The following is a 26,774-nucleotide window of genomic DNA, read 5'->3' on the forward strand; positions in this document are numbered from 1 at the left end:
AAATGGTTAAAAGTTAAGTCCAAATCCAAACGAAAATCGCCAACCTTCTACACTATTAAAAAAGTTAAAAGTACCAGCAATACTATCGGCTGCAGTAATTGTAAATCCGCCACCATAATCGTTATGCCATTTATCTGAACTATCGTTTTTAGTCCAAACTCTACCTACATCTGCACCACCAAAAATCCCTATTTGTAATGGTAAGGTTTTAGTTTTAAAAGATCCAAATCTGTAATGTACATCTGCACTACCTGCTAAACTATTTTGTCCTGTAAACCTTTGTAATCTAAATCCTCTTAATCCTGTTTGTCCTCCTAAATTTGCTGCTTGATAAAAGATTAGATCGTCACCAAATCTAAGTTGTGTGCGTATATCTGTTTTTAAAACTAATTTACGACTAGTTATTAACGCATTATAAAATCCTAGACTACTATTTATAAAACCATAAGTATATTTACTGTTATCAATTTCGGTTTTTCCTCCTGCAGAAATATTAAAGGTCATACCTCTTGTTGGTGTAATTTTACTATCAAAACTTTCGTAATTAAAATCACCTTGTAAACCTGCAAAAAATCGTCTTCCGTAAAAGTCTTGTGATGTGTTTTGCGGCTGTACAACTTCTATAAATCTATCTGGAGTTTCTTCTACTTCTATTGCTTCACCTAAAAGACTTACACCATAATCGCTACCAAAATTACCTTTTTTAGATAATCCAAAATTTACAGCGTATGTGCTGGTTTTTACGCGATTAAAATCTAGTCCTAAATCGTCGTCTAAATTTATTGTCTCATTACCATAACCAAAGAAGTTATTAGTAAAGTTTTCACTAGTTATTTTACCTGCGACGTGTAAATTCCACTCGTTTGTAAAATTGGCAAAATCGCCATAATAATCTAAACTAAAACCACTTGTTGCAAAATAATAACCTGCTTTAAATTTATGTTGTTGCGTGTAAGGATTTCGGCTAAATCCTTTTACTGTATAAACATTTTGAATACCTAATAAAATACCATCGTCTGGATTATATCCTAAACTTGGTGCTAAAGTGTTTGTTTTAACTATGTTTCTTTGAAAATCGAATAAATTATTATTGTAAATATCTGTAAAGCTAATTTTTGCGCCATTATTTTCTACAACTTCATTAGGCTTACTTTTATGGTCGTAAACATGAACGCGTCTTCCATTTTTAATAATATACTTATCGTTGTTTTGTCCTCCAATAATTCTAGTAAAAATTAAGTTACTTGCTTTACCTTTTACTTCTATTACATCGTCATCATCTAATGCATAAACCCAAAGTTCTTTAGTTGTCTTTTTATCAAAAACACGATCTACGATAACATCTGCTTTTTCGCCATCTTTTATTCTGTAAATAGAGACTTTTGTTTTGTTATCTTCAATTCTATCAATAACAATATAATCGTCTTTATCTGTTCCTGTAAGAATCACTAATTCGTTTAAATAATTATAATATCTTTTAGCGATATCTTCTAAATTTTCTCTTCGACCTTTTAATAGTTTTTTAATTTCTTCTAAAGATTGATCTTTAGATGCTTCTGGCACTTTAGTAAAGGCTTTTTCAATCACTTGATCTGTGATGTTTTCTTGTAAAAATTTGGCTTGTTTTATCCAAACATCTTCATCTGATTGCTGAATTAAAACTTTATCTAATTTTACTCCAGCGCTATTCATCCATTTTACATCTTTTAATTCTGCGTCATAAACTTGTAGTTGTTTAGATGCGCCAGATAAAAAACGTGTTACGTCTAAAATAGCACCATCAAAATTAGAGAATACCTGATCTCTATCTCTTGGTATTGGTTTAAATAACTTATCACCGTTTGGTTGGTCAAATTGCGCCCATCTCCATTGGTCTTGATGTCTGTCCCAATCTCCAATTAGCATATCAAACAACCTTGCTCTTACGTAAGCGTTTTCATCTATTTTATACTTTTCGTCTTCTCTAACTTTTTCAATAATATCATGTGTACTTTCTATATCATCTGCATATCCAAAGTTACGCTCGTTAGTATAATTTTCTTCAGGACGTTCTTCTATCATATACAATTCGCCACCATAATTGGTATTATAATCTCCAAGATGTTTGTGCTTTGGAATGTAATATAACTTTGGATTTGTATGGTAAATTTTTCCAGCATCTGCTAAATCTGGAACTACTAAAAACGCGTAAGGATGTGCTGCTGTGTAGAAGTCTAAGATAAGATCTTCTATCATTGTTTTATCAAAATCGTCTTCTACATAATTGTCTTTAAACAATACTGTTTGCAGATATTGGGTTGCACTTTTACGTAAAGCACGCATGTTTAATTCTCTACCATCTTTTGTTTTTAATCTTAAAGACCTTGTTTGATGTCCGCCACCTTCTCTAACAACTTCTAATCCGCCATATAGCGTATCTAATGTAGCTACAGGTACTTTTACTTTTGTGCTGTATAAATCACGATATCTTTCGCCAAAAAAGGCTTCGTAAACACCAGATTTATCGGTTTCTTCCTTACTGTAAACCGATGCTTCTATGGTTTGCGGAAAACTATCTGGTAATGTAGTTGTATCAAATTCTGTTTCATAAGGTGTAAAAACTTCGTGAGTGAACAGCAATTTTGGTTGCTCGTTTTCTTCGCCGTAAAAACTAGTCCAAACACTTCCATCTTCAAATACTGTTAAGGTTGCAAATCCTTGCTTACCGTAAGAAAATAAACCATTTTTACTTAGTGCAGCACCAGATTCTTTAGCTCCAGAACCAGATACGATTTGCTTAATCCCATTGTTTTCTATGTATTGTAATGTATGCTCGTGACCAGATGCAAATACTATATTATTATACTCTAAAGCTAGAGTTTCGATACGATTCATTAATTCGTTATACCTTTCGTTATATCGATCTTGAATAGAAACGCCACCTTGTGTTCTAACTTGTACTAATAAAGATGCTAAAATAGGTAAAGGAAATTTGCTTTGTGTTGGATACAAATGTTTAGATTTTTCGTAAAAACCACCATGTGTTCCATTAGTGTACATTGGATGGTGCATAGCTACGATAACACGCTTGTTTTGTGCTTTTTTAAATTCGCCTTCTAATTCTAAAAAGAATCGTTTTCTTGTTTTGATTTCACACTCGTCATTAATTGTTGGATTGTCGTTCCAATTTTCTAAATACCATTGTGTATCTATTACAATCATTTCTACCTTATCACTAACTTCTATCACTTCCAACGGACAACCGTTTTCTGGCTGAAACGAATTTTTACCTAAAGCGTCTTCTATAAACTTTTCTTCGCGTTTAACACCTTTTAAACCATCTGCATACCAATCGTGATTACCAGGAATAAACAACACATCGCCTTTAAAATTATCTAGACTATTGACTTGTGCTTGCAAATTATTTTTTGCTTCCGGATAATCACTATCGTCTTTATCTGGCAAACCATCTGGATAAATATTATCACCTAAAAAAACCGCAAAATCTTCCTTAGTATTTTTATCACTAATAAAGTTTTTAAACGCTGTTAATCCTTTAGAGTAACCATTTATTGGCGATTTACCTGCATCACCAATTAAGTAAAAAGTTTTATGTACAGGTTTATTTGGTAAGGCTTGGATAGCTTGATCTTTATCTTTGTATTGCGCTTTATAACTAGCACATCCATAAAGTACTACAAGAGCTAAAAACGTTAGAATTATGTTATTTTTTGGCATAAAAAGTAATGTGGTTAATTTTTTTGGTTAATTTGGATATGAATAAAACTAATACTATGACTGAACTGGTAGAAAAAGCCGAAGCTTTTGTATTTGAATTGCTAAAAAATGAGCTACCAAATACAATAGTATATCATAATCATACCCATACAAAACGTGTTTTTAAAAGTACAAAAGAAATAATTGAAAATTCTGAAATTAATGTTAATGATGCCGAAATTTTGTTACTATCTGCATTGCTACATGATACAGGTTATACAAAGACTAGAGATGGACACGAAGAAGAAAGCGTAAAAATTGCAGAACAATTTTTAAAAGAAGAAGGCGCAAGTCAAGACCTTATAAATGGTGTAAAAGACTGCATTATGGCAACCAAGGTTGATAACGAACCTAAAACGCAATTAGATAAAATTTTACGTGATGCAGACGCTTCTCATTTTGGAAAAAAATACTTTAACGAAGCTAGTGAATTTTTAAGAAAAGAGCTTGAAATTAATGGTATTGCAAAATACTCTCCTAATGAATGGTTAGATGAAAACATCATAATGCTATCCAAAAAACACAAGTATTACACAGATTATGCTTTAAAAAACTGGCAACCAAGAAAAGAGAAAAATCTTGCAAAACTTATAAAAACCAAAAAGAAACAACGCAGAAAGATTAAAAAAGAAGAAATAAAAGCTAAATATAAAGCACAATATAAAAACGAAAGTCCAGAACGTGGTATACAAACTTTTTATAGAGTTGCATTAAGAAACCACATAAAACTTAGTGATATTGCAGATACAAAAGCCAACATATTATTATCTGTAAATGCTATTATAATATCGGTAGTATTAGCTAATCTAATTTCTAAGTTAGACACTAATCCTTACCTAACTTGGCCAACTGTAATTTTTACTGTTTTTAGTGTAATTTCTATGATTATGTCTATTATTGCTACTAGACCAAATGTAACTAGTGGCGAATTTACTAAGGAAGATGTCGCAAATAAAGAGGTAAACTTAACGTTTTTTGGTAATTTTCATAAAATGGACCTAAAAGAGTACGAATGGGCAATAGAAGAATTACTAAAAGACAAAGATTATGTTTATAAATCTTTGACTAAAGACTTATATTTTTTAGGTAAGGTTTTAGAGCGTAAATACAGACTTTTACGTATCACTTACACAGTATTTATGGTAGGTATAATTACCTCTTTAATAGCTTTTGCTATTGCTGTAAAAAATAATCCTGCTGCTAATATTGATGATGTTTTAGATCCAACTACATCTATTATTACACAAAATAAAACTAAGATTTATTATTCGTAATTAAATCGTCGTAGGTATAATATTTATCCTCATTAAGATCGCTATATAAGATATCTACTCTTATAGCCTTTAATCCTGTAACGCCTTGTAAGTCTTCTAGCTCTAAAATTTCTAGATTATTTGCAAGGCGTTTTTTGGCTTGTAAAAACTTTACATATTGCAAATATTCTACCTCATCTTCTTGTTGAGAATATACAATAGTTAATTTCCCTTTTTGCGTAATTCTTTGATCGGTTCCTTTTATATTAGCCTTATCTACACGTTTTTTTACAACTTCATAACGTGCATTGTAGGTTCCGTCTACATCAAAATGTTTTTCGTCTGTTCTAAAACGTATAGTTAATGGTTGATTAAATACTAATATCATTGAAGCTACATCTAGTGCTTTTGGGTATTGATGCTGGTAATTGTAATATACATTTTCCATTTCGCACATCACTTGCATTTGCCAAAGTCTTAGATTGTATAGATAAATTTCGTTAAAGGAGTTTTCTTTAGTAATCGCTTCTCCTATATACATGTTATGCTCTACACCATCGGTTTTAAATCTTTCAAAAAAATGCGGATACATTTGCTGTGCTTCGATTTGTTTTCTATCTATAATCGAAGCCATATTTTTATTAATTAAGCTTATTGTATCGTCAAAATTTTTACGGTAGTAGTATATCACATTTAGATTGTCATCTATTTTACTAAAGTAATCTTCGATATCTTCTTTTAAGGATTGATGTTGTTGTAGTTGAAATTTAAAAATTGGCTCTATTTCAGTATGTAAAAATTGAGTGATTTTTTGTTCTGTATCTACCTTAAAATTATCTTTTAAAGTGGTTTCAAAATCTTTTAACTGAAATAATATTTGATTATAAATTGGCAAATCTTCTAAAGCTATTGCCTGATCTATAATGTTTTTTACCAATTTTAACTGTAATAACAAGTCTTTTAAAGTAGCTTCGTTTCTTGCTTTAGAAGATCCTTTCACATCTATTTGACCAAATAACGGATAGACATTTTTAAATCTAATGCGTTTGAAATTTGGATTAGGTTTTCCTTCTTGTTGTTCTTTTCTAAACGCTTTTGCTGCTTCTTCAAACTTCCATCTTACACTAGGATGAATAGAAGTACATTCTCTTTGTATAATAGCTTCTATTTGATTTTCTTCTTCTTCCTTTGCGCGTTTAAAAGCTGTTAGAATAAAAGGCATAACATCTATCAACTTATTAGCATTTATACTATTTAAAGCGCCTTTTTGATTGGATACTAATTCTAAAACTGCTAATAATTTTCCTTCTTCTGCAATGGGCGCAAATATTGCACTTTGTATACCTTGATCGTGCAATGCTGCAATTTGTGGCTCTTTACCTTGTGTTTGTTGATACAGTTTATTTACATCTGATATACTGTAATAACTTTTTTCTTCTATTAATTTTTCATAAGAAAACAAGCATAGCGCATCGCTACAACAAATAGAATCTGCTTTGTTTAGTAAATAACTTTTCACATTAGAACCATAAACTTGCTCTAAAGCATTATTTTCTTTATTAAACACAGAAAATCCAACATTTATATCTTTTCTACTAAACAATCGCTGAAAAACATCTTGAAAGTTCTCCATAAAACTTTCTTTTTTCTGTTTATTCATTTCTATTAAAGTAGATTTAATGTTTGATATCGATTGATCGTCTGTAACATCAAATAAACTAGAGACTACAAATCCTTTAAATTGATAACTATTTGGCGGAAATTTTTGTTTCCACAACTCGATATCATCAAAATTATCTAAAAGCTCTTCATAGTCTTGATGCGTAAATTTTGGCGCATCTTTTGTTGGATTAATCTCTATAAAATCTGCGTTGTATAAGACTTTATATGTTTTTAAAATTCCATTTTTATCTGGTATATCGTAATAAATTGGTCGCTTAAAATTAAGAGTATAGCCATAATACATGCTTATAATTATCGTACAACCAAAGATGTACAAATCTTCTTCAGGCATGTTTTTTATTAATAAATCAAAATTATCTCCAGCATCTTTAACAATGTTTTTAAAACGTTGTGTAGAAGCTAAAACAGCATTTCCTAATGGTACAGTTGCAAATTTAATTTCGTTTAACGTAAGGACATGACTAAAAACATCTTGTAAAATTACTCTTATGTCTTGATCGTATGTATTTAGATAGCTTAAATCTGTAAAACCATCTCTTAAAACAGGCGACTGTTTAGCTACATTAAGTATCTCATTTGCTTTACTTGCAATTAAAGCATTTTCACTCTTTGCCAATTGGTCATATTGATTAAGTAGCTTATTAAAGCTAATCTTAACCGAAAATGGAAATACAATATTACTTTGTAAAGTTTTAAGCATAAAGAGTTATTTATGTAAAATTAATCATTATAAAATTTAAAACCTTTGATTTAACATTGGTTTAGTTTATTGTAGCTTTAAATACGACAAATGGCGTATTGAATGTACGACGCTTAATAACCAATTTTGCTACATAAAATTAGTTTAAAATGAAAAATAATTTATCTGTAGTAGTTTGTTTTGTGCTATTAATTTCAACTTTTAGTTGTAAAAATAAAGTCGAAAAAAAGACAATAACTTACGAGGTCACTCCAGAATTTTGCGCACAAATAAAAAAACCTGAAGTTCATTTTACTTCAGAAATTCCTGAAAATTTACAAATTGAAAGACCTAAACCTGGTAAAAAATCTTTTTCCTATGGCATGTTTCAGAAAAAAAATTCAGATAGCATTGTTGTACAAATGTACTCTTACGGATACATTAATGCAGATAGCTTAACACTAAAAACCACAGGTAAAACTTTTTTTAGTCAAATACAATCTTTACTAGAAAGTGGTGGTTATAAAATGAGTCAATCTAAAATTGATAATGTTAATTTTGACAACAATAATTATCTTGCATTACAGGCGATTGGTAATATTAACGGTAAAAACGATCCTAGTTTTATTGGCACATATCACTTTAATATAATTTTAAAACCTAACCCATATAAAAACACTCATATTATTATGATTATGGCTGCAAGAGACGATCAAAGTATTAGTAGTTTTGAAGACTTTAAAGACCAATTAGATATTTCTACAATTTGGAATAGCTTTACTTATTTAGATTAAACTTTTACGTCTAAAGCATCTCTAAGCGCATTTCCTATTAACATAAAAGACATTACTAAAAGCATAATACATAATCCAGGTAAAACTGCTAAATAAGGTTTACCTAAAATAATATAATTGTAGTGATCTTTAATCATTGCGCCCCAACTTGCCATAGGCGGTTGCGCACCAATACCTAGAAAACTTAATCCAGATTCTATTAAAATTGCTGCTGCAAAATTTGCTGCGCAAATCACAATAACTGGCGCCATAATATTAGGTAAAATATGCTTTGTTATAATCCTAAAATCGTTATAACCTAAAGCTTTTGCTGCGGTAACGTATTGCATTTGCTTTGTGCTAATTATTTGACCTCTTACTACTCTTGCAACTTCAACCCACATGGTTAATCCTACAGCAATAAACACTTGCCAAAACCCTTTGCCTAAAGCCAACGTAATTGCAATTACCAAAAGTAAAGTTGGTATAGACCACGTTACATTAATTATCCACATAATTGCAGCATCTATTTTACCACCATAAAATCCTGCAACACTTCCCATAAAAACACCTATTAAAAGCGAAATAAATACTGCAACAAAACCTATAAAAAAAGAAATTCTAGCACCAACTAACAATCGGCTAAGCAAATCACGTCCGTATTTATCTGTTCCTAAATAAAAAGTTCTTTCAGAAATAAACTTTTGTTCGGGATTATTAATTATAAAGTCTGAATTGATGGTTTTTTGTTGCCCAATTAATCCATCTGAGGCATATTCAGTATAAACAAGCTTATCATTTTCTAATTTGTAAGATGAAATTGGAACTTCTGTATCAGAAGTTTTATGACCAAAAAACACTTTACTTAAAAAAGATTGTTCTTGCTCTACATTTGACGGTATAGTTAACATCTGAACCTTAAAACCTGGTTGTTTAGAGTGTATAGACACATGCATTTGATTAGCATTTGCAGAATTATCTGGTGCAAACACATAAGCAAACACAGCGATTATACCAACCAATATTACAAATAGAAAACTAAAAACGCCCCAAAAGTTTTTTTTAAACTTTTGAAGCGCTAATTGTGTTAATGAGCCTGTATTATTACTCATTTATTTTTTAATCTTTTATTGTAGCTACTTTATTAATACGATATGTATTATTTAAATCGTCTAACACGTTTAAAGCTTCTTCTACATATACATCTTTACTTAAATTTTCGTGCCATCTTTCTCTTTTTTGCTTTAAAACAGTGTCTTGAGTAAACATTTGTTGCTCGTATGGTAAAGAACTAAAAGTTAAATTGGTCTTGTAATCTGAAATAGCATCAAATTGCTTTGCTTGCTCTTCATTTAAATCTAACTCTGCTTTATACTTAGTATAGTTTAAAGAGTAAGTTTTATCTTCCATTTGCGTTTTTGCCCATTTAGCACTTTGTTCAATTAACTTTAATTGCGTGTTATTAGACATTCTGTTTTTACTATTTTGGATAGTTGTATCATAATCAAAATAACTATCCCAAACCTCATAATTAACAGGTGTAATTTTATCCCAAGGTAATGGGTTTTCTTGATCACGTTCTCCTATATCTATAAAACTATATCTATCCGGAACCGCAATATCACTTTTAACACCTTCTAACTGTGTGGATCCACCATTAATACGATAAAACTTTTGACGTGTTAATTTTAAAGCTCCTAAATCTCCATGAGAACTGTTTCTAACCATTCGGTTAAGGTCTAATACATTTTGCACAGTACCTTTACCATAAGTTTGCTTACTACCAATAATAATAGCTCTTTTATAATCTTGCATCGCAGCAGCTAAAATTTCTGAAGCAGAAGCAGAAAGCTCGTTTACCATTATTACTAAAGGTCCGTCCCAAGTTATGCTTTTATCTGTATCTTTTAATACTTCTTTTTGTGATCCTGTTTCTTTAACCTGTACAATAGGACCATCTTTGATAAATAATCCTGCCATATCAACAACAGTTTTTAAAGATCCACCACCATTATTACGCAAGTCTATTACTAGTCCTTCTATACCTTGTTCTTTTAATCGTTCTATCTCTAGTTTGATATCTGAAGCTGCATTACGCTCTTTATAATCATTAAAATCTACATAAAATTTTGGTAGATTGATTACACCGTACATTCTTTCATCTTTTTTTACAATTGAAGATTTTGCGTAAGTTTCTTCTAATTCTACAAGATCTCTAGTAATTTTAATGTCTTCTATAGTACCATCTACTTTTTTCATTGTAAGCACAACATCTGTACCTTTAGGTCCTTTAATTAACTTTATTGCATCATCAATTCGCATACCTACAACGCTTACAGCTTCTTTCTCATCACCTTGACGAACTTTTAAAATTAAGTCACCAACTTCTATTTGTCCATCTCTCCAAGCTGGTCCACCAGAAATAAGCTCGACAATCTTAATGTAGTCCATTTTTTTCTGTAACCTAGCTCCAATACCTTCTAGTTTACCAGACATTTGTTGATCAAATCTATCTTTGTCTACAGGCGCCATGTAAGATGTATGCGGATCATACTCTTCTACAATAGTATTAACATACATAGAAAACCAATCCTTACGTTGCATATCTTTGATATAGTCTGTAAAATAATTATCTAAAGCTTTTAAAGTTTCTGCTCTTGCATCTTCTTCTAATTGCTTAGGTGTTTTAATTTCAAGGTCTTCTTTATTAGATGCTTTATCATCTTCTTGCTGAGTCATTAATGCCTCAAAATTAGACAGTGTATTAAATTTAAGCTGTTGTCTCCAACGGTCTTTTAATTCTTTTTTATTTTTTGCATATGGTAGATTTTCATAATCCGCATCGTAAGTTTCATCTTTAGAAAAATCGAAAGGCTTTTCTAATATTTCTTGATAATACGCTTTAGCTTCGTCTTGACGTTTTATTAAACGCTCATAAACCTCATTAAAAAAAGTGATGTCGTAATTTTTTAATTGATCGTCTATTTGAGTTTCGTATTTTTTAAAATCTTCTATATCAGACTTTAAAAAATAACGTTTTAAAGGGTCTACTTGCTCTAAATAATCTACAAAAACTTCTTTAGAAAAATTATCGTCCACTGTTTTTGGCTCAAAATGAAGCTGATCTAGTGCTAACGTTATTATTTGTATTAGTAATTTATCTTTATCTGGATTATCGTCTACTTTGGTTGTAAAACTACAAGAACCAAATGCTAGCAATAAGACTAGTAGTAAAATGTTGTAATTCCTTTTCATTTTCATCGTTTAAATTTTTGGGAAATTTCTACTAAAGTAAAGAAAAAACTATGCCAATAAAATCAAATTAAACTAATTTTTTGTTAAACTGAATAAATTAGGCGGTTACGATAGTTTTTACGTATTTTAGCATAAGGTAAAACACAGTTAAATTATGAGTAAAAAACCACTAATTTTAGTAACTAATGATGACGGAATTACTGCTCCTGGTATTTTAGCCCTAATTGAAGTCATGGAGTCTTTAGGAGATGTAGTTGTTGTTGCGCCTGACAGTCCACAAAGTGGCATGGGACACGCAATAACCATTAATAACACGTTACATCTTGATAAAGTATCTAAAAAAGGTGACAAAACTGTAAAATATAGCTGTTCTGGTACGCCTGCAGACTGTGTAAAAATTGCTATTAACGAAGTATTGGATAGACGACCTGATATTTGTGTATCTGGTATAAATCACGGTTCTAACAGCTCTATAAACGTTATTTATTCTGGTACTATGAGTGCTGCTATAGAAGCTGGTATAGAAGGTATTCCTGCAATTGGGTTTTCTAGCTTAAACTACAATTGGGATGCAGATTTTGAAGCTTCAAAAAAATATGTAAAACAGATTACTAAAAATGCTTTAAAACATGGCATTTCTGAAGGTGTAGTATTAAATGTTAATATTCCAGACCTTAAAGAAAAAGATATTAAAGGCATAAAAGTTTGTAGACAAGCAAGAGCTAACTGGAAAGAAAAATTTGATAAACGCAAAACACCACATGGTAAAGATTACTATTGGTTAACTGGTAAATTTGTAAATTACGATAATGGCACAGATACAGATATTTGGGCATTAGAACACGATTATATCTCTGTTGTTCCTGTACAGTTTGATTTAACTGCACATCACTATATGCAACAACTAAATTCTTGGCAATTAAACGATAATTAACCTATTTAAACATGAAATATTACATCATATCTGGAGAAGCGTCTGGTGATTTACATGGGTCTAACTTAATGAAAGCTATACAACATGTAGATACTAATGCCGACTTTAGATTTTGGGGCGGAGATTTAATGCAATCTGTTGGTGGTACCTTAGTTAAACATTACAAAGAGCTTGCTTTTATGGGTTTTATAGAGGTTGTAATGAATTTACGCACTATAACCAAAAATCTTTCATTTTGTAAAAAAGATATAGAACACTATAATCCAGATGTTGTTATTTTTATTGATTATCCAGGATTTAATCTAAGAATTGCTAAATGGGCCAAAGCGAAACAATTTAAAACTCATTATTACATTTCGCCACAAATTTGGGCTTGGAAAGAAGGTAGAATAAAAGCTATAAAACGTGATGTAGATCAGATGTATGTTATTCTTCCTTTCGAAAAAGATTTTTACGAAAAGAAACATAATTATCCTGTTCATTTTGTTGGTCATCCTTTAATTGATGCTATTTCAAACCGAACTCAAATTGATGATATAGAATTTAGAAAAACACATAATTTAAGCGACAAACCTATCATTGCATTATTACCTGGTAGCAGAAAACAAGAAATAACAAAAATGCTTTCTGTAATGCTTAGTATTGTAGACGATTTTAAAGATTATCAATTTGTTATTGCTGGTGCACCAAGTCAAGACTATGACTTTTATAAAACCTTTATTAAAAATAAAAACGTACATTTTATAAGTAATCGTACTTACGATTTACTAAGTTTATCTACTGCTGCTTTAGTGACATCTGGTACTGCAACACTAGAAACTGCACTTTTTAAAGTACCGCAAGTTGTGTGTTATAAAGGAAGTTGGATCTCTTATCAAATAGGAAAACGCGTTGTAAACCTTGATTATATTAGTTTAGTAAATCTTATTTTAGAAAAAGAAGCAGTCACAGAATTAATACAAAATGACTTTAACGCTAAACGTTTAAAAACGGAATTAAATCTTCTTCTAGATGAGTATGAACGCACTAAATTTTTTATCAACTACTATGATTTAGAAAAAAAATTAGGCGGAAAAGGCGCAAGTTTAAACACAGCAAATCTTATATTTGAGTCCCTAAATTCTTAAATTTTAGATGAAAAAAATAACGCTTATCCTACTTGTTCTGTTTCTGTTTTCTTGTGGTAGTAGCAAAAAAAGACATGTAGTTACTAAAAAACGAACTAAAACAACCAAAACAGTAAAGAGCAATACTAAAACACCTAAGACTGTTACAACTTATCCTAGACACAGTAAAACCAATAGTAGTGCTTTAATAAGTAACATTATCTCTAATGCCGAAGCTTATAAAGGCGTAAAATATAAATATGGAGGTACAACTAAAAAAGGTATGGATTGTTCTGGATTACTTTACACTGCATTCTCTGAAGAAAATATAAGCTTACCAAGAACAACAGGACAATTATCTACTTATGGTAATTGGATTGATTTAAAAGACGTTAAAGAAGGTGACTTGCTTTTTTTTGCAACCAAAAAAAATAGTCGCAAAGTCAATCATGTTGGATTAGTAACATCTTCTAGGTTAGGTCGAGTAGAATTTATACATTCTAGCACAAGCAAAGGTGTTATTAAATCTTTATTATCTGAAAAATACTGGTATTTTGCTTTTGTTCAAGCTCGTCGTGTATTCTAAATAGTAGTTTTTTTCTTACTAAAAAATAGAATAAATATTCGTTTTTTTATATATTAGAAGAGTGAAGCTTCTAAATTTCAGCATAATACGATTAAGCATTGCATTAATTGCAGGAATTATTCTATCTAAATTTTTACATCTTACAATACTTCAATCTTGCTGTTTATTTCTATTTAGTTTTGCATTACTTACTGTAACGTATTTCATTTTTAAAACTAAATTCAGAAATACATTTTGGTTTGATTTTGCTACGTACTTAACCACAATTTGTTTAGGAATTTTCACATTTACTGCACAGAATAACAGTTTAAAATCTAGTGATTTTTCTAAAAAATTAAGACCAAACGCTTCCAACACTGTTACTTTTAAAATTAATACCTATTTAAAACCTAACGCGTTTAACGAAAGGTATTACGTAGATATTTTAAGCATTGATAATAATAGTACAACAGGAAAAGCATTACTTAATATTAAGTTAGATTCTGTTCTTAACCCATTTTCTATTGACCATATTTACTTAACAAAAACTAACCTAGAAGAAATAAAAGCACCTTTAAATCCTGATCAATTTAGTTATAAAGACTACTTAAAAAATCAAAATGTTCACTATCAGTTTTATGTCTCTAAATCACATATTATTCAATTAGAAACTAAAACGTATACTTTAAAAGGTATAGCTTTTAATTTTAGACATTTAATTAATAGGAAACTTAAAGAATATAATTTTTCTAAAGACGAATTATCTATTATTAACGCCTTACTTCTTGGTCAAAGACAATATATTACAAAAGACGTTTACGATAATTACACAAATGCAGGCGCGATACACATATTAGCGGTTTCTGGTTTACATGTTGGTATTATTCTACTAATTCTAAACCTCTTATTAAAACCTTTAGAGCGTTTTAAACATGGTTTATATCTTAAAACAGCTTTAATATTTATTCTGCTTTGGTTATATGCTTTAATTGCTGGCGGATCTGCCTCTATTATTAGAGCAACAACCATGTTTAGTATTGTAGCTATTGGATTAAACTTAAAACGAAGTACAAATATTTACAACACTTTAGGAATTTCTATATTTATACTTCTACTATTTAAACCTAACTTTCTTTTTGACGTAGGATTTCAGCTTAGTTACGCCGCAGTATTTTCTATTGTTAGTATACAACCTTTAATTGAACCGCTTTTATCATTTAAATATAAACTACTAGATATATTATGGAAAACACTAACCGTTACTGTATCTGCACAATTTGGAATAATCCCAATTAGTTTATACTACTTCCATCAATTTCCAAGTTTATTTTGGTTATCAAACCTAGTTGTAATTCCGCTTTTAGGCATAATTTTAGGTTTAGGTATTTTAATAATTTTTCTAGCATTAATTAACATCTTACCTCATTTTTTAGCTGAAATTTATGGTTCTATTATACATTTAATGAACTTATTTTTTAAGTGGATTTCTAGCCAAGAACAATTTCTTTTTCAAGATATTTCGTTTAATAGCTTTCAGGTGCTATTAAGTTACATACTTCTTTTTTTCTGTTATAAACTTATCACCACTAAGCAATTGGTTTGGGTTATAGGAATTGGATTAATATGTATTGGATTTCAAATGAATTACATTATTGATTATAGAGTTAAGCAGGATGATAAATTTTATGTGTTTCATAAAAATAAATTCACTTTAATTGGTGAAATTAATGGCGGAGATTTATCGGTTTATTCAAATTTAAAAGACGCAAAAACTAACATAATAATTAGAAGTTATAGTGTGAAAAATAATGTATCTATAAAAGCTTCTTATCCCTTACAATCTGTTTATAGTATTAAAGATCAAACCTTACTTTTAATTGATAGTTTAGGCGTTTATAATGTAAAAGAATTAAAGCCTGATATTGTCTTATTAACACAATCACCAAAAGTAAATTTGAAAAGATTAATAGACAGTATAAAACCAAAACTTATTATTGCTGATGGTAGTAATTATAAATCTTATTTAAAGAGATGGGAAACTACTTGTGAGATAAAAAAAATCCCATTTTATCGAACCGATAAAATGGGAGCATATCTATTTAACTAATTGGATTTTAATTGAATTCTGCTTTGAAATTTTTAGCATAAGTATCAAAATCTTCTTGAGTTTTCATATCTAAATGATCGTTTTGCGCAAATAACTTTAAATACATTTCTAATCCTTTTGCGTCTTTATAACCTACTATTGGCGCTAATAAATTAGCGTCTTCATCTAGAAAAACTAATGTAGGAAATGCTCTAATACCTAAAGCATTTGATAATTGATGATTTGAATTTCTAGTTTTTGCTTTTGCAGGATTATATCCAGGATTAGTATAAGTTTTCCCTTTATAAGTTACCTCTTCATCTCCTTGCGCGTTAAACTTTACAGCGTAGTAATTTTTATTAATATAATCAACAACATCTTTATTTTTAAAGGTGTTACGATCTAACATTTTACATGGTCCACACCAAACCGTATAAGCGTCAATAAAAATCTTTTTTGGTGTTGTTTTTTGTAATTCTAAAGCTTTATCTAAAGATATCCAGTTTATTTCTTGAGCTATCCCATTATAGCTAAGAATAAAAATTAAAACGGTAAGTATATTTTTCATTTAATAAAAATTTATAATTCTAGTCGCAAAAGACATACCAAATTTACAAAAAATAAAAGCGCCTCTAAATTGAGACGCTTTTATTTTATAATAATATGCGATTAGTTATTTAACTCCGTGCATTTTTTTAATTAATGTAGAATTTAGTAACATCATTATTATTCCAGCTAAAATTGGAATTGCTGTAAAAATTAAGAAAAAGTTTGACATCCCATATTCTTCTACAATTGGATCTAAATAACTAGCTGTCCAACCAGCGGTTAAATTAGCAATAAAATTAGCAACAAACCAAATACCAAACATCATTCCAACCAGTTTTAAAGGTGCTAACTTACTTACATAAGATAATCCCACTGGAGAAACGCATAACTCTCCTAATGTATGAAATAAATAAGCTAATATTAAGAAAACCATACTAACTGATGCTGTCTTAGCTCCTAACGGAATTCCTGTCGATCCGTAAGCAAGAATTCCAAATCCTATACCTAATAATATTAAACCTATAGCAAACTTTATTGGTCCAGAAGGATTGTATTTACTTTCCCAAATTTTAGAAAATAATGGAGCAAATGCAATTATAAAAAAGGAATTTAAAATCCCATACCAAGAAGCAGGAACTTCTGGAGCAGGATCATTAAATTGCTTGTAAAGCATATAAATTACAATAATCCAAATAATTAAAAAACTAAACGCTAAAAGTATATTAGAAAGAGAATATTTACCAAATGTTTGCTTAAATAGCATAGATAAAACATAAGTAATAATTAGCATTGGGCCAACAGTTAAAATAGTATTGATAATTTTAAATGTTAACGCTCCACTACCTTCAAGTGATCTATCTGTATAGTCATTAGCAAAAATTGTCATAGAACTACCTGCTTGTTCAAATGCCCACCAAAAAAATATAGTAAAGAATGCAAATACACCAATTACAATTAATCTGTCTTTAACAACTTTAGAGTTATTAGCATCTTCAACTACTTCTTCGATATCATCACCAATTTTTTCTATGCTGTTTTCTACAGTATCATCAAGGTCTCCTACTTTATTTGGTGCCAAACCTATCTTACCAAATATTTTTTGAGCATAATAAAATTGTAACATACCAAAAAACATGAAAATACCAGCAAGTCCAAAACCATAATGCCAGCCCCAATCAGGAGATTCTCCTATATATCCACAAAGTAAAATCCCTAAAAACGCACCTGCATTTATACCCATATAAAATATAGTATATCCAGCATCTTTCTCTTTCCCTTGTGATTTATACAACTGTCCAACAATAGAAGAAATATTTGGTTTAAACATTCCATTACCAATTATTAATAAAAATAAACCTAGATAAAAAAACGAACTAGTAAATCCTTCTAATGCCATACTAGCATGTCCTAAAGTCATTAAAAAGGCTCCTATAACAATTGCATTTCTGTAACCAGTAAACTTATCTGCAATATAGCCACCAATAATTGGAGTAATATAAACTAAACCAGTATACCAACCATATAATAGAGTTGCATCTGCTCTTTCCCAGCCCCATCCGCCATCAGATAAAGCGGAAATTAAAAATAATACTAAAAGCGCACGCATACCGTAATAAGAAAAGCGTTCCCACATTTCTGTAAAAAACAGCACAAATAATCCTGACGGATGACCTAATACGGTCTTTTGATTGGTTTCTGAACCTCCAAATTTAAATTCCATAATATATAATTTAGTTAGTTTTTATAGTTTATCGCCTAATGTACGATTTATAAAATTAGTCATTTTTGTATATAAATGAAGTCTTGTGTTACCTCCATAAATACCGTGATTTTTATCTGGATAAATCATCCATTCAAATTGCTTGTTTGCTTGTACTAAAGCTTCTACCATTCTCATTGTATTTTGTACATGCACATTGTCATCTCCTGTACCATGGATTAACAAATAATCTCCTTTTAATTTTTCTACATGATTAATTGGCGAATTATCATCATATCCTGTTGGGTTTTCTTGAGGTGTTGTCATGTAACGCTCTGTATAAATAGAATCGTAAAATCTCCAACTTGTAACTGGCGCTACTGCTATTGCCATTTTAAACACATCGTTACCTTTTAACAATGCATTACTTGACATAAATCCGCCATAAGACCAACCCCAAATTCCTATTCTAGATGCATCTATGTAGTTTCTTTGTCCTAGTAATTTTGCAGCTTCTATTTGATCTTCAACTTCATATTTTCCTAATTCTTTTTGAGTAACTTTTTTAAAGTCAGCACCTTTTAATCCTGTTCCTCTTCCGTCTACACAAGCAACTATATATCCTTGCTGTGCTAACATTTGATACCAATAATCGTTTGCACTATTCCAACGATTAGCAACTTGTTGAGATCCTGGTCCAGAATATTGGAACATAAATAGTGGATAAGTTTTAGAACTATCAAAATTTGCTGGTTTGATCATCCACATATTTAAATCGTTACCATTTACATTAATAGTAGAAAATTCTTTTTTTGAAATTTGATAATCTTTAAGTTGCTCTTTTAAATCCTTATTATCTTTAATAACCTTTAAAGTTTCTCCTTTTTTAGATTCATTTAAAGTATAAAGATATGGTGTGTCAGAGCTTGAATAAGTATTTATAAAAAAGGTGAAATCTGCACTAAAATCTGCATTGTTTGTTCCTGTTTTATCTGTTAATCTTTGCTTTTTAGTTCCGTTTAATTTTATAGCATAAACATCTCGGTTAATACTTCCGTTTTCTACAGATTGGTAAAAAATTCTATCGGTTTTTTCATCGTAACCATAGTAGCTAGTTACTTCCCAATTTCCTTTAGTAACTTGATTAATTAACTTTCCGTTTTTGTCGTAGTGATAAATGTGGTTATAACCATCTTTTTCGCTAGTCCAAATAAAACTATCATCGTCTAAAAAGGTAAGATCAAAAGTAACATCTATGTAAGCTTTATCATTTTCTGCAACAACAATATTTGCTTCTTTTGTGCTAGCATTTACAAACCAAAGATCTAATTGGTTTTGATGACGATTCATAAATTGAGCACTTAGAACATCTGGATCATTGGTCCATTTAATTCTTGGAATATAAAAATCTTCATAGTTTTTAGACACTTTTACAACTTCTGCAGAATTTGTTTTTAAATCGTAAATGTGTAATGATACTTTAGAGTTTTTCTCACCTGCTTTTGGGTATTTAAAAACTGTTTGTGTTTGATATAAATCTTGACCATAAACATCCATAGAAAATTCTGGAACATCCGTCTCATCAAATTTAATAAATGCAATTTTGTTGCTATCTGCATTCCAATCAAAAGCACGAACAAAACTAAACTCTTCTTCGTATACCCAATCTGTAATTCCGTTTATAATTTTATTTTTAACACCATCTGTTGTAATCTGGCTAATTTTTCCAGAGTTTAAATCTTTTACAAATAGATTATTATTTAATCCAAATGCTATTTTGGTTCCATCTGGAGAAAATGTTGGTTCTTGAATTTTATCTTCTGTCACTAAAGTTGTTTCTCCTGTTTTTGTATTAAACACATAGTATTTTCCTAAAGAAGATCTTCTAAAAATAGCTTCTTCTTCTGTAGCTAATAAAACTTGAGATTCGTCCTTACTAAACGTGTAATCTGTAAAATAGGGAATTTGTTCTATATCTGCCGAGCTAACTAAAGTTTTTGTTTTCTCTAATGTTTTATAATCAAATATATCTATGGTAGTTGCGCGGTTTGCTCTGTCAAAATTTAATACAGAATATTGTTTACCGTTGTTTAAAGAGTGTAATGCTTGTAACCCATCGGTTCTAAAAGTTCCGTTCCAAATTTCTTCTAATGTAATTTGCTTGTTTTGAGCGGTTAAAGTTGAAGTTATTAAAACCGTAAATAGGGATAAAATTCTAAGTAATTTCATTTAAAATTAAATATTTAATAATAGGATGTCAAGTTTACTAAAAAATAGCCAAAAAACCGTAAATATTAACAGTTAAATAGGCATAATTTAAAATAGCTAATAAATTTAAAAGCTTAATCTTATCTTTGCAGTTCTTAAAATAAGTTATAGATGGCAACAATTGTTTCTGGATTTTCAAAATTATCTAAAGAACAAAAGGTAGATTGGTTAGTAAACAATCATTTTTCTAATGCAACAAACGCAAAACAAACTCTAACTCAGTATTGGAATGAAGATGAAAAACTTCAGCAATTACACGACGAGTTTATAGAAAATACAATCACTAATTATTATTTACCATTTGGCGTTGCTCCAAACTTTGTTATAAACGACAAAGTTTACACAATTCCTATGACTATTGAAGAAAGCTCGGTAGTAGCTGCTGCTAGTAAAGCTGCCAAGTTCTGGCAATCTCGTGGTGGATTTAAAACCCAAGTTATTAGTACTACAAAAATTGGTCAAGTACATTTTATGTTTGAAGGCGAAAAAGACCAGCTTTTTTCTTTTTTTGATCACATAAAACCTAAGCTAATCCAAGACGCTAAACCAATAACTAAAAACATGGAAAAGCGTGGCGGAGGAATTTTAGACATTAAATTAATAGACAAAACAGTAGATTTAGATCATTACTACCAATTGCACGCTACTTTTGAAACTTTAGACGCAATGGGAGCAAATTTTATAAATTCTTGTTTAGAACAATTTGCAAAAACTTTTAAAGCTGAAGCTGAAAAGCAACAATTAGTACCTGTTGAAATTATTATGAGCATACTGTCTAACTACGTTCCAGAATGTTTAGTTAGAGCCGAAGTAAGCTGTAAAGTTGAAGAATTAGCCGAAAAAGATATTAACCCAAATACGTTTGCCGAAAAGTTTGTACAAGCCGTAAAAATTGCCGAAATCGAACCTTACAGAGCTGTCACACACAACAAAGGTGTGATGAACGGTATAGATGCAGTAATTTTAGCTACTGGTAACGATTTTAGAGCTGTAGAAGCTGGTGTGCATGCATATGCATCAAAAGATGGTAAATACTCTAGTTTAACACATGCTAAAATAGAAAATGGAATATTTAGCTTTTGGATTGAAATTCCTTTAGCTTTAGGAACTGTTGGTGGATTAACAAGTTTACATCCTTTAGTAAAATTGGCACTTAAACAATTGGATAATCCTACTGCAAAAGAACTTATGCAAATTGTTGCTGTTGCTGGATTAGCTCAAAACTTTGCTGCGTTAAGAAGTTTAACAACTACAGGTATACAAGAAGGACACATGAAAATGCATTTAATGAATATCTTAAATCAATATGAAGCGACTACAAAAGAAAAAGAAATTATAATTAATCACTTTAAACAAAACACCGTTTCGCACAGTGCAGTTGTAGAACAAATAGAAAAACTAAGAGCATAAATGCAAAATTATAATAGTCATGGTAAACTATTGCTAACAGCAGAATACGTTGTCTTAGATGGCGCAAAAGCGCTAGCTATTCCTACCACTTTTGGTCAATCACTTAAAGTGGAAAAAACAGAACGTAATAGTATTATCTGGGAAAGCTTTGACCATGACAACAAATCCTGGTTTAATGCTACTTTTTTTGTTGATAATGAAAGTTTTTTAGTTGAAAAAACTTCAAATCCAGAAGTATCTGATAGATTGCTACAAATTTTTGAAGCTGTAAAACAACTGAATCCTTCATTTTTAAAAACTACAGGTTATACAATTTCTACAAGACTAGAATTCCCTAAAAATTGGGGCTTAGGCACATCTTCTACTTTAATAAATAATATTGCGAATTGGGCAAAAGTAGATGCTTACAAATTATTAGAATTAACTTTTGGCGGAAGTGGTTACGATATTGCCTGCGCACAACATGATAATCCATTAACCTACCAATTAACTGATAAACAAAGACTTATTAAAACCGTAAACTTTAATCCAAGTTTTAAAGACAACTTATATTTTGTTTATTTAAATAAGAAACAAAATAGCCGAGATGGTATTGCGCATTACAAAGCTAATAGAACGAATTTAGACGAAACTATAATCGGTATTAATCATATTACCAATCAAATTATTAATTGTGAAACTTTAGACAATTTTGAATCACTACTAACAGCACATGAGCAATTAATAGCTAAAGTCACTAACCAAACTCCAAAAAAAGACCAATTTTTTAAAGACTTTAAAGGTAGCATCAAAAGTCTTGGCGCTTGGGGCGGAGATTTTATATTAGTTGCATCAAAGTCAAATCCTACAGATTATTTTAACAGTAAAGGGTTAAGTACTATCATAGCTTATAAGGATATGATTATATAAACAATTCTCCTTATTATAAATTTTCTATAACCTTTATAAAATAAAAAAAGCCTCTTGTTTTTCAAGAGGCTTTTTTATTTTATTATTTAAAGATAATTACTGAACTGTTTTAGCACGGTTATCTTCAATTTCTGCAGTGTCTTTTAAAGCATTGTATAATCTACTTTGTACAGAAGTTAACTTTTGAGTACTTACTTGATTAGCAAAAGGCTGGTAGTTTTCTAATTCTACAGCTGGTGTCTTTTTAGTAGTTTGAACCATAAATACACCTGTATTACCTTTAATTAATCCAGAAGTTTGTCCTTCTTCTAATCCAAATGCAGTACCTACAACCATTGGCTCTTTACCTGCTCCAGCAATTGTTGGGTTTTTCATATTAATCGCTGAAGACGATCTTACATTTTGGTTTTCAGATTTAGCAAAATCCTCTAATGTAGATGCATTAACACGATCCATTATCATTTTTGCTTTTTTGTTTTTTCTAATTTCTGGTAATGCTGTTACAGAAGCATCTTCAACACTCATTAAACCTGCTTCAGATTTAGATGTTAATTGCGCTATAACTATACCTCCAGAAACAGGAAAACGTTTGTAATCTCCAACATCTGTACCTTCTTCAAAAGCCCATCTTACAATTTGTCTTTGATTACCAATTCCTGGTATACTTTCGTCTAATTCTTTTGCTGTCATAGGACGCACATCGTAATTAGATGCTTTTGCTACTTCTGCAAAGTTTTGGTTTTCTAAAGCTACTTCAAAAGTAGAAGCGTCTCTAAAAATCTTATCATTAGTTTCTTCAGAAGGTTCAATTTTTCTAGCTATTGTTGCTACTTTTACCATATCTGAAGATCCTTTTTGACCTTCTACTTCCATGATATGTAAACCATAAGTGGTTTCTACAACTCCTAAATCTCCAGTTTTACCTTCAAAAGCAAAGTCTCTAAATTCTGGAACCATTCTATCATAAGCAAACCAATCGTATCTTCCTTCGTTTTCTACACTTCCTTGATCTGAAGAATAATCTGTAACAAACTGAGAGAATTTTGATTTATCAGATTTTAACACTGCTAATAAGCTATCTGCAAATGCAACAGCTTCTTCTTTTGTTCTTGCATCTTCTGGTGCTCTTGCTGCACCTACAAATGGTATTAAAATGTGTCTAGTTTTTGCAGAATCTGGTAACGTTGTTCTTCCAACTAACTTAGATAATTTATAGTAGTTACCTTCTTTGTAAGGTCCATAAATAAATCCAATTTCTTTGTTAAAAATCGTATCTGCTAATGTTTCTGGTAATGCAGACTTCTTTAAAAATCTGTCGTTAAATTTAATATCATCAGAATTAGCGTTTACAAAATCTGCTACATCTGTTGTGTTTTTAAAACCAATTTCTGTACGTTTTTTGTTTTCAGCAGTTTCATCATAAACTTCATTATCATTGATTAACTTCTTTAAGTCTTCTTGAATTTTCGTTTCGTCTTCTGCAGAAGCTACTTCTTTAAAAAACACATATTGAAAACTTCTACTAGCTTCTGTTTGATAAGACTGTTTGTTTTTAGAAATATAGTCTTTAATTTCTGATTTAGACACTGTAATTGTACTATCTGCAATAGAGCTAAATGGTACTTGTACATACTTAATATCTACTTTATCATTTTCTAATTTATGCTCTAATTCGCCTTCTGCTAACGTAGCAGTTGCACCAGCTTTTACCATATTAAAGTAGTCTGATTGTAAAGCACCAACAGCTAATTGTTGTTCGTAATTTACCCAGTTTTGGTAAGCTTGAGAAGATGTAGATTTTAAATTATCTATGTAAACTTTTAATTTAGACTCGTCAAAAACGCCAGCTTCGTTTAAAAATTCTGGACTAGTAGAAAGTGCATTTTTTAAAATGTCTCTCATCTGGTCTGTCTCTATAGATAATCCTAATTTATCAAATTGTCCTTCCATTACTGCTTCTCTTACTTTTGCATCAAAAACACGATTCATAACTTGAGAAGAAGTTGCATTTGGTCCCATTTGCTGTTGTTGTTGCTCTACAAGTGTCATAAACTCTACTCTGCTTATGTCTTTACCGTTAATAGTTGCAACAACGTCTGGTGATTTACCGAATAAAACGTCTTTGTTATCAAATAAACTTGATAAGATAAATGCGAATAAAGCCAGCGCAATAACTAATATTAATACTACTGTCTTTTGTCTTATTTTATTTAAAATTGCCATTTTTTATGATAAATTTTATGAAATATAGTGGGCGAAAATACCATTTTCTATTCAATAATAAAAGTACTTTTTATAATAAATCCTTAATAATTAGAACTTATATTATTTTGTCTGATTTAAAAGGAATTAAGGCTAGTCTTGGTCTTTAATTTTTAAGGCGACTAAATCTATTTTTGTATTAGAAGCTTCTAAGATTTTAAATTCAAAACTGTCTATGGTTACAATCTCGTCTTGTTGCGGAATTTCTTCTGTAAAATCTACAATTAAACCACCTAAAGTTTCGTAGTTTTCGCCTTCAGGTAAATCTATTTTGTAAGTTTCATTTATATAGTCTACTTCTAATCTTGCAGAAAAAATATAGTTGTCGCTATCTTTTTGTTCTTCTATTAAATCTACACTATCGTGCTCATCTTCGATTTCTCCAAATAACTCTTCAACTATGTCTTCTACAGTCATTATTCCAGATGTTCCTCCATATTCATCTACTACAACAGCAATACTTTTTCGTTTTTTTATTAGTACATTTAGTATGTCTTTAATTAGCATAGTTTCTGGAACCAACTCTACTGGCATAATCATAGAGCCTATATTTTTTGGTTTTTTAAACAAGTCGAAAGAATGAACGTAACCTAAAATTTCGTCTATAGTTTCTTTATAAATTAATATTTTAGAATAGCCTGTTTCTGTAAACAATTTACTTAAATCGTCTACAGAATCGTGTAACTCTAGTGCAGTAATCTCTGTACGTGGCACCATGACTTCTCTTGCTTTTACTTCTGAAAACTCTAAAGCGTTTTGAAAAATCTGGATTTCGGTATCTATATCTTCATGCTCTTCTACACTTTCCATTTGCTCACTAATATAGTTTCCTAACTCTACTTTTGTAAAGGCTAATTGTACTTGATCGCCTTCTGTTTTAAAAAACTTTTTTAATACTACATCACTAATCCAAATAACAAAATCTGATATAAATGTGAATAGTAAATAGAACAAATAAGCCGGAAAGGCTAATATTTTTAGCAATGAATTTGCGTAAATCTGAAAGAAAACTTTTGGTAAAAATTCGGCAGTAAATAATATTATTAATGTTGAAATTATGGTTTGGGTTAATAGCTCTAGATCTGTAAGCATGTAAGTTACAAAAGGATTATCTATCGAAATAGAACTTTTCAACCATTCATCCCATAATTCCCCCATACGCAAACCATAAATCACCAATGCTATATTGTTACCAATTAACATTGTGGCTATAAATTTTGATGGTTTTGCAGTTATTTTAGTGAGTATATTGGCTAAAAAACCGTCTTGTTTTTTTTCTATTTCTATATGTATCTTATTAGAGGACACATAGGCAATTTCCATACCCGAGAAAAATGCAGATAGCAGTAACGAACAAATAATTATTATTATTGACGTAACCATTATCTGTTTTTATCAAATTTGTTATTAAATTTTCTTCTGAAGAAAAACATAAAAACAGCTAATACACCTAATAACAAAGAGGCATAAGCACGAGATTCTCCCCAATTTGTTATCGCATCGTACAGAAATAACAATGCGAATACAAGATAGGCAAACTGAAATATTTTAAATAATTTCATCTAACAAGTTATAATTTAATGTAAA

Annotated in this window: 18 protein-coding genes; 8 read left to right on the forward strand and 10 right to left on the reverse strand. The window is 30.2% G+C overall.

Going from position 1 to position 26,774, the window contains the following annotated elements; genetic code table 11:
* Window positions 1–6: 6 nt before the first annotated feature.
* Complete coding sequence (locus IFB02_RS03595; RefSeq protein ID WP_106686877.1) at window positions 7–3,717, reverse strand: metallophosphoesterase; 3,711 nt, start codon at window positions 3,715–3,717, stop codon at window positions 7–9.
* A 56-nt stretch (window positions 3,718–3,773) separates the two neighbouring features.
* Between IFB02_RS03595 and IFB02_RS03600 the strand changes: the two genes are divergently transcribed.
* Window positions 3,774–5,030, forward strand: coding sequence for a Pycsar system effector family protein (locus IFB02_RS03600; protein WP_106687041.1), 1,257 nt, complete (start codon window positions 3,774–3,776; stop codon window positions 5,028–5,030).
* On the opposite strand, the gene IFB02_RS03605 is transcribed toward IFB02_RS03600, so the two are convergent.
* Window positions 5,011–7,392: a GAF domain-containing protein gene (locus IFB02_RS03605; protein WP_106686876.1), complete on the reverse strand. Its 2,382-nt coding sequence runs from the start codon at window positions 7,390–7,392 to the stop codon at window positions 5,011–5,013. The two genes, IFB02_RS03600 and IFB02_RS03605, sit on opposite strands and share 20 nt — an antisense overlap.
* A 149-nt stretch (window positions 7,393–7,541) precedes the next feature.
* On the opposite strand from IFB02_RS03605, the gene IFB02_RS03610 reads away from it, so the two are divergent.
* On the forward strand, window positions 7,542–8,165 hold the full coding sequence (locus IFB02_RS03610) for a hypothetical protein (protein ID WP_106686875.1): 624 nt from the start codon (window positions 7,542–7,544) through the stop codon (window positions 8,163–8,165).
* On the opposite strand, the gene IFB02_RS03615 is transcribed toward IFB02_RS03610, so the two are convergent.
* The gene (locus IFB02_RS03615; protein ID WP_106686874.1) at window positions 8,162–9,256 is read right to left on the reverse strand and encodes an ABC transporter permease; all 1,095 of its coding nucleotides are present in this window, start codon (window positions 9,254–9,256) and stop codon (window positions 8,162–8,164) included. The two genes, IFB02_RS03610 and IFB02_RS03615, sit on opposite strands and share 4 nt — an antisense overlap.
* A 7-nt stretch (window positions 9,257–9,263) precedes the next feature.
* Window positions 9,264–11,399 carry a carboxy terminal-processing peptidase gene (locus IFB02_RS03620; protein WP_106687040.1) on the reverse strand — a complete coding sequence of 712 codons (2,136 nt, stop codon included), beginning with the start codon at window positions 11,397–11,399 and terminating at the stop codon, window positions 9,264–9,266.
* Window positions 11,400–11,553: 154 nt separating this feature from the next.
* Between IFB02_RS03620 and surE the strand changes: the two genes are divergently transcribed.
* The 4 genes from surE to IFB02_RS03640 all read left to right on the forward strand — a co-directional run bounded on the left by surE (window position 11,554) and on the right by IFB02_RS03640 (window position 16,111).
* Entirely contained in the window at window positions 11,554–12,333 is a 780-nt protein-coding gene (gene surE / locus IFB02_RS03625) for a 5'/3'-nucleotidase SurE (RefSeq protein WP_106686873.1), read from the forward strand.
* An 11-nt stretch (window positions 12,334–12,344) separates the two neighbouring features.
* The gene (gene lpxB, locus IFB02_RS03630) at window positions 12,345–13,460 is read left to right on the forward strand and encodes a lipid-A-disaccharide synthase (protein ID WP_106686872.1); all 1,116 of its coding nucleotides are present in this window, start codon (window positions 12,345–12,347) and stop codon (window positions 13,458–13,460) included.
* A 7-nt stretch (window positions 13,461–13,467) separates the two neighbouring features.
* Window positions 13,468–14,025 (forward strand): C40 family peptidase, encoded by a 558-nt coding sequence (locus IFB02_RS03635; protein WP_106686871.1) that lies wholly within the window; start codon window positions 13,468–13,470, stop codon window positions 14,023–14,025.
* A gap of 61 nt (window positions 14,026–14,086) precedes the next feature.
* Entirely contained in the window at window positions 14,087–16,111 is a 2,025-nt protein-coding gene (locus tag IFB02_RS03640) for a ComEC/Rec2 family competence protein (RefSeq protein WP_106686870.1), read from the forward strand.
* A gap of 7 nt (window positions 16,112–16,118) precedes the next feature.
* Here the strand turns inward: IFB02_RS03640 and IFB02_RS03645 are convergent, their stop codons facing one another.
* From IFB02_RS03645 to IFB02_RS03655, 3 genes are all read right to left on the reverse strand, one after another.
* Window positions 16,119–16,658 carry a thioredoxin family protein gene (locus IFB02_RS03645; protein ID WP_106686869.1) on the reverse strand — a complete coding sequence of 180 codons (540 nt, stop codon included), beginning with the start codon at window positions 16,656–16,658 and terminating at the stop codon, window positions 16,119–16,121.
* A 105-nt stretch (window positions 16,659–16,763) separates the two neighbouring features.
* Entirely contained in the window at window positions 16,764–18,359 is a 1,596-nt protein-coding gene (locus IFB02_RS03650) for a peptide MFS transporter (protein ID WP_106686868.1), read from the reverse strand.
* A gap of 21 nt (window positions 18,360–18,380) precedes the next feature.
* A complete protein-coding gene (locus IFB02_RS03655) occupies window positions 18,381–20,567 on the reverse strand; it encodes a S9 family peptidase (RefSeq protein ID WP_106686867.1) in 2,187 nt (728 codons plus the stop codon).
* A gap of 150 nt (window positions 20,568–20,717) precedes the next feature.
* Here IFB02_RS03655 and IFB02_RS03660 point away from each other — a divergent pair, with 150 nt between their 5' ends.
* Both IFB02_RS03660 and IFB02_RS03665 read left to right on the forward strand, forming a co-directional pair.
* Window positions 20,718–22,016, forward strand: coding sequence for a hydroxymethylglutaryl-CoA reductase, degradative (locus IFB02_RS03660; protein WP_106686866.1), 1,299 nt, complete (start codon window positions 20,718–20,720; stop codon window positions 22,014–22,016).
* Entirely contained in the window at window positions 22,017–22,925 is a 909-nt protein-coding gene (locus IFB02_RS03665) for a GYDIA family GHMP kinase (protein ID WP_191073056.1), read from the forward strand. It abuts the gene before it with no gap.
* Between the two features lie 96 nt (window positions 22,926–23,021).
* On the opposite strand, the gene IFB02_RS03670 is transcribed toward IFB02_RS03665, so the two are convergent.
* From IFB02_RS03670 to IFB02_RS03680, 3 genes are all read right to left on the reverse strand, one after another.
* A complete protein-coding gene (locus tag IFB02_RS03670; protein ID WP_191073057.1) occupies window positions 23,022–25,148 on the reverse strand; it encodes a peptidylprolyl isomerase in 2,127 nt (708 codons plus the stop codon).
* 132 nt (window positions 25,149–25,280) lie between these two features.
* The gene (locus IFB02_RS03675; RefSeq protein WP_191073058.1) at window positions 25,281–26,570 is read right to left on the reverse strand and encodes a hemolysin family protein; all 1,290 of its coding nucleotides are present in this window, start codon (window positions 26,568–26,570) and stop codon (window positions 25,281–25,283) included.
* Window positions 26,570–26,749: a hypothetical protein gene (locus IFB02_RS03680; RefSeq protein WP_106686862.1), complete on the reverse strand. Its 180-nt coding sequence runs from the start codon at window positions 26,747–26,749 to the stop codon at window positions 26,570–26,572. Before IFB02_RS03680 ends, IFB02_RS03675 begins: the two co-directional genes overlap by 1 nt.
* Window positions 26,750–26,774: the final 25 nt, after the last annotated feature.

The organism is Mesoflavibacter profundi (assembly GCF_014764305.1).
Lineage (GTDB): Bacteria > Bacteroidota > Bacteroidia > Flavobacteriales > Flavobacteriaceae > Mesoflavibacter > Mesoflavibacter profundi.

What these genes read in the sequence shown, in the direction of transcription:
- IFB02_RS03595 (WP_106686877.1), bottom strand. Translation starts at nt 3,717, where the DNA reads ATGCCAAAAAATAACATAATTCTAACGTTTTTAGCTCTTGTAGTACTT.
- IFB02_RS03600 (WP_106687041.1), top strand. Translation starts at nt 3,774, where the DNA reads ATGACTGAACTGGTAGAAAAAGCCGAAGCTTTTGTATTTGAATTGCTA.
- IFB02_RS03605 (WP_106686876.1), bottom strand. Translation starts at nt 7,392, where the DNA reads ATGCTTAAAACTTTACAAAGTAATATTGTATTTCCATTTTCGGTTAAG.
- IFB02_RS03610 (WP_106686875.1), top strand. Translation starts at nt 7,542, where the DNA reads ATGAAAAATAATTTATCTGTAGTAGTTTGTTTTGTGCTATTAATTTCA.
- IFB02_RS03615 (WP_106686874.1), bottom strand. Translation starts at nt 9,256, where the DNA reads ATGAGTAATAATACAGGCTCATTAACACAATTAGCGCTTCAAAAGTTT.
- IFB02_RS03620 (WP_106687040.1), bottom strand. Translation starts at nt 11,399, where the DNA reads ATGAAAAGGAATTACAACATTTTACTACTAGTCTTATTGCTAGCATTT.
- surE (WP_106686873.1), top strand. Translation starts at nt 11,554, where the DNA reads ATGAGTAAAAAACCACTAATTTTAGTAACTAATGATGACGGAATTACT.
- lpxB (WP_106686872.1), top strand. Translation starts at nt 12,345, where the DNA reads ATGAAATATTACATCATATCTGGAGAAGCGTCTGGTGATTTACATGGG.
- IFB02_RS03635 (WP_106686871.1), top strand. Translation starts at nt 13,468, where the DNA reads ATGAAAAAAATAACGCTTATCCTACTTGTTCTGTTTCTGTTTTCTTGT.
- IFB02_RS03645 (WP_106686869.1), bottom strand. Translation starts at nt 16,658, where the DNA reads ATGAAAAATATACTTACCGTTTTAATTTTTATTCTTAGCTATAATGGG.
- IFB02_RS03650 (WP_106686868.1), bottom strand. Translation starts at nt 18,359, where the DNA reads ATGGAATTTAAATTTGGAGGTTCAGAAACCAATCAAAAGACCGTATTA.
- IFB02_RS03655 (WP_106686867.1), bottom strand. Translation starts at nt 20,567, where the DNA reads ATGAAATTACTTAGAATTTTATCCCTATTTACGGTTTTAATAACTTCA.
- IFB02_RS03660 (WP_106686866.1), top strand. Translation starts at nt 20,718, where the DNA reads ATGGCAACAATTGTTTCTGGATTTTCAAAATTATCTAAAGAACAAAAG.
- IFB02_RS03665 (WP_191073056.1), top strand. Translation starts at nt 22,017, where the DNA reads ATGCAAAATTATAATAGTCATGGTAAACTATTGCTAACAGCAGAATAC.
- IFB02_RS03670 (WP_191073057.1), bottom strand. Translation starts at nt 25,148, where the DNA reads ATGGCAATTTTAAATAAAATAAGACAAAAGACAGTAGTATTAATATTA.
- IFB02_RS03675 (WP_191073058.1), bottom strand. Translation starts at nt 26,570, where the DNA reads ATGGTTACGTCAATAATAATAATTATTTGTTCGTTACTGCTATCTGCA.
- IFB02_RS03680 (WP_106686862.1), bottom strand. Translation starts at nt 26,749, where the DNA reads ATGAAATTATTTAAAATATTTCAGTTTGCCTATCTTGTATTCGCATTG.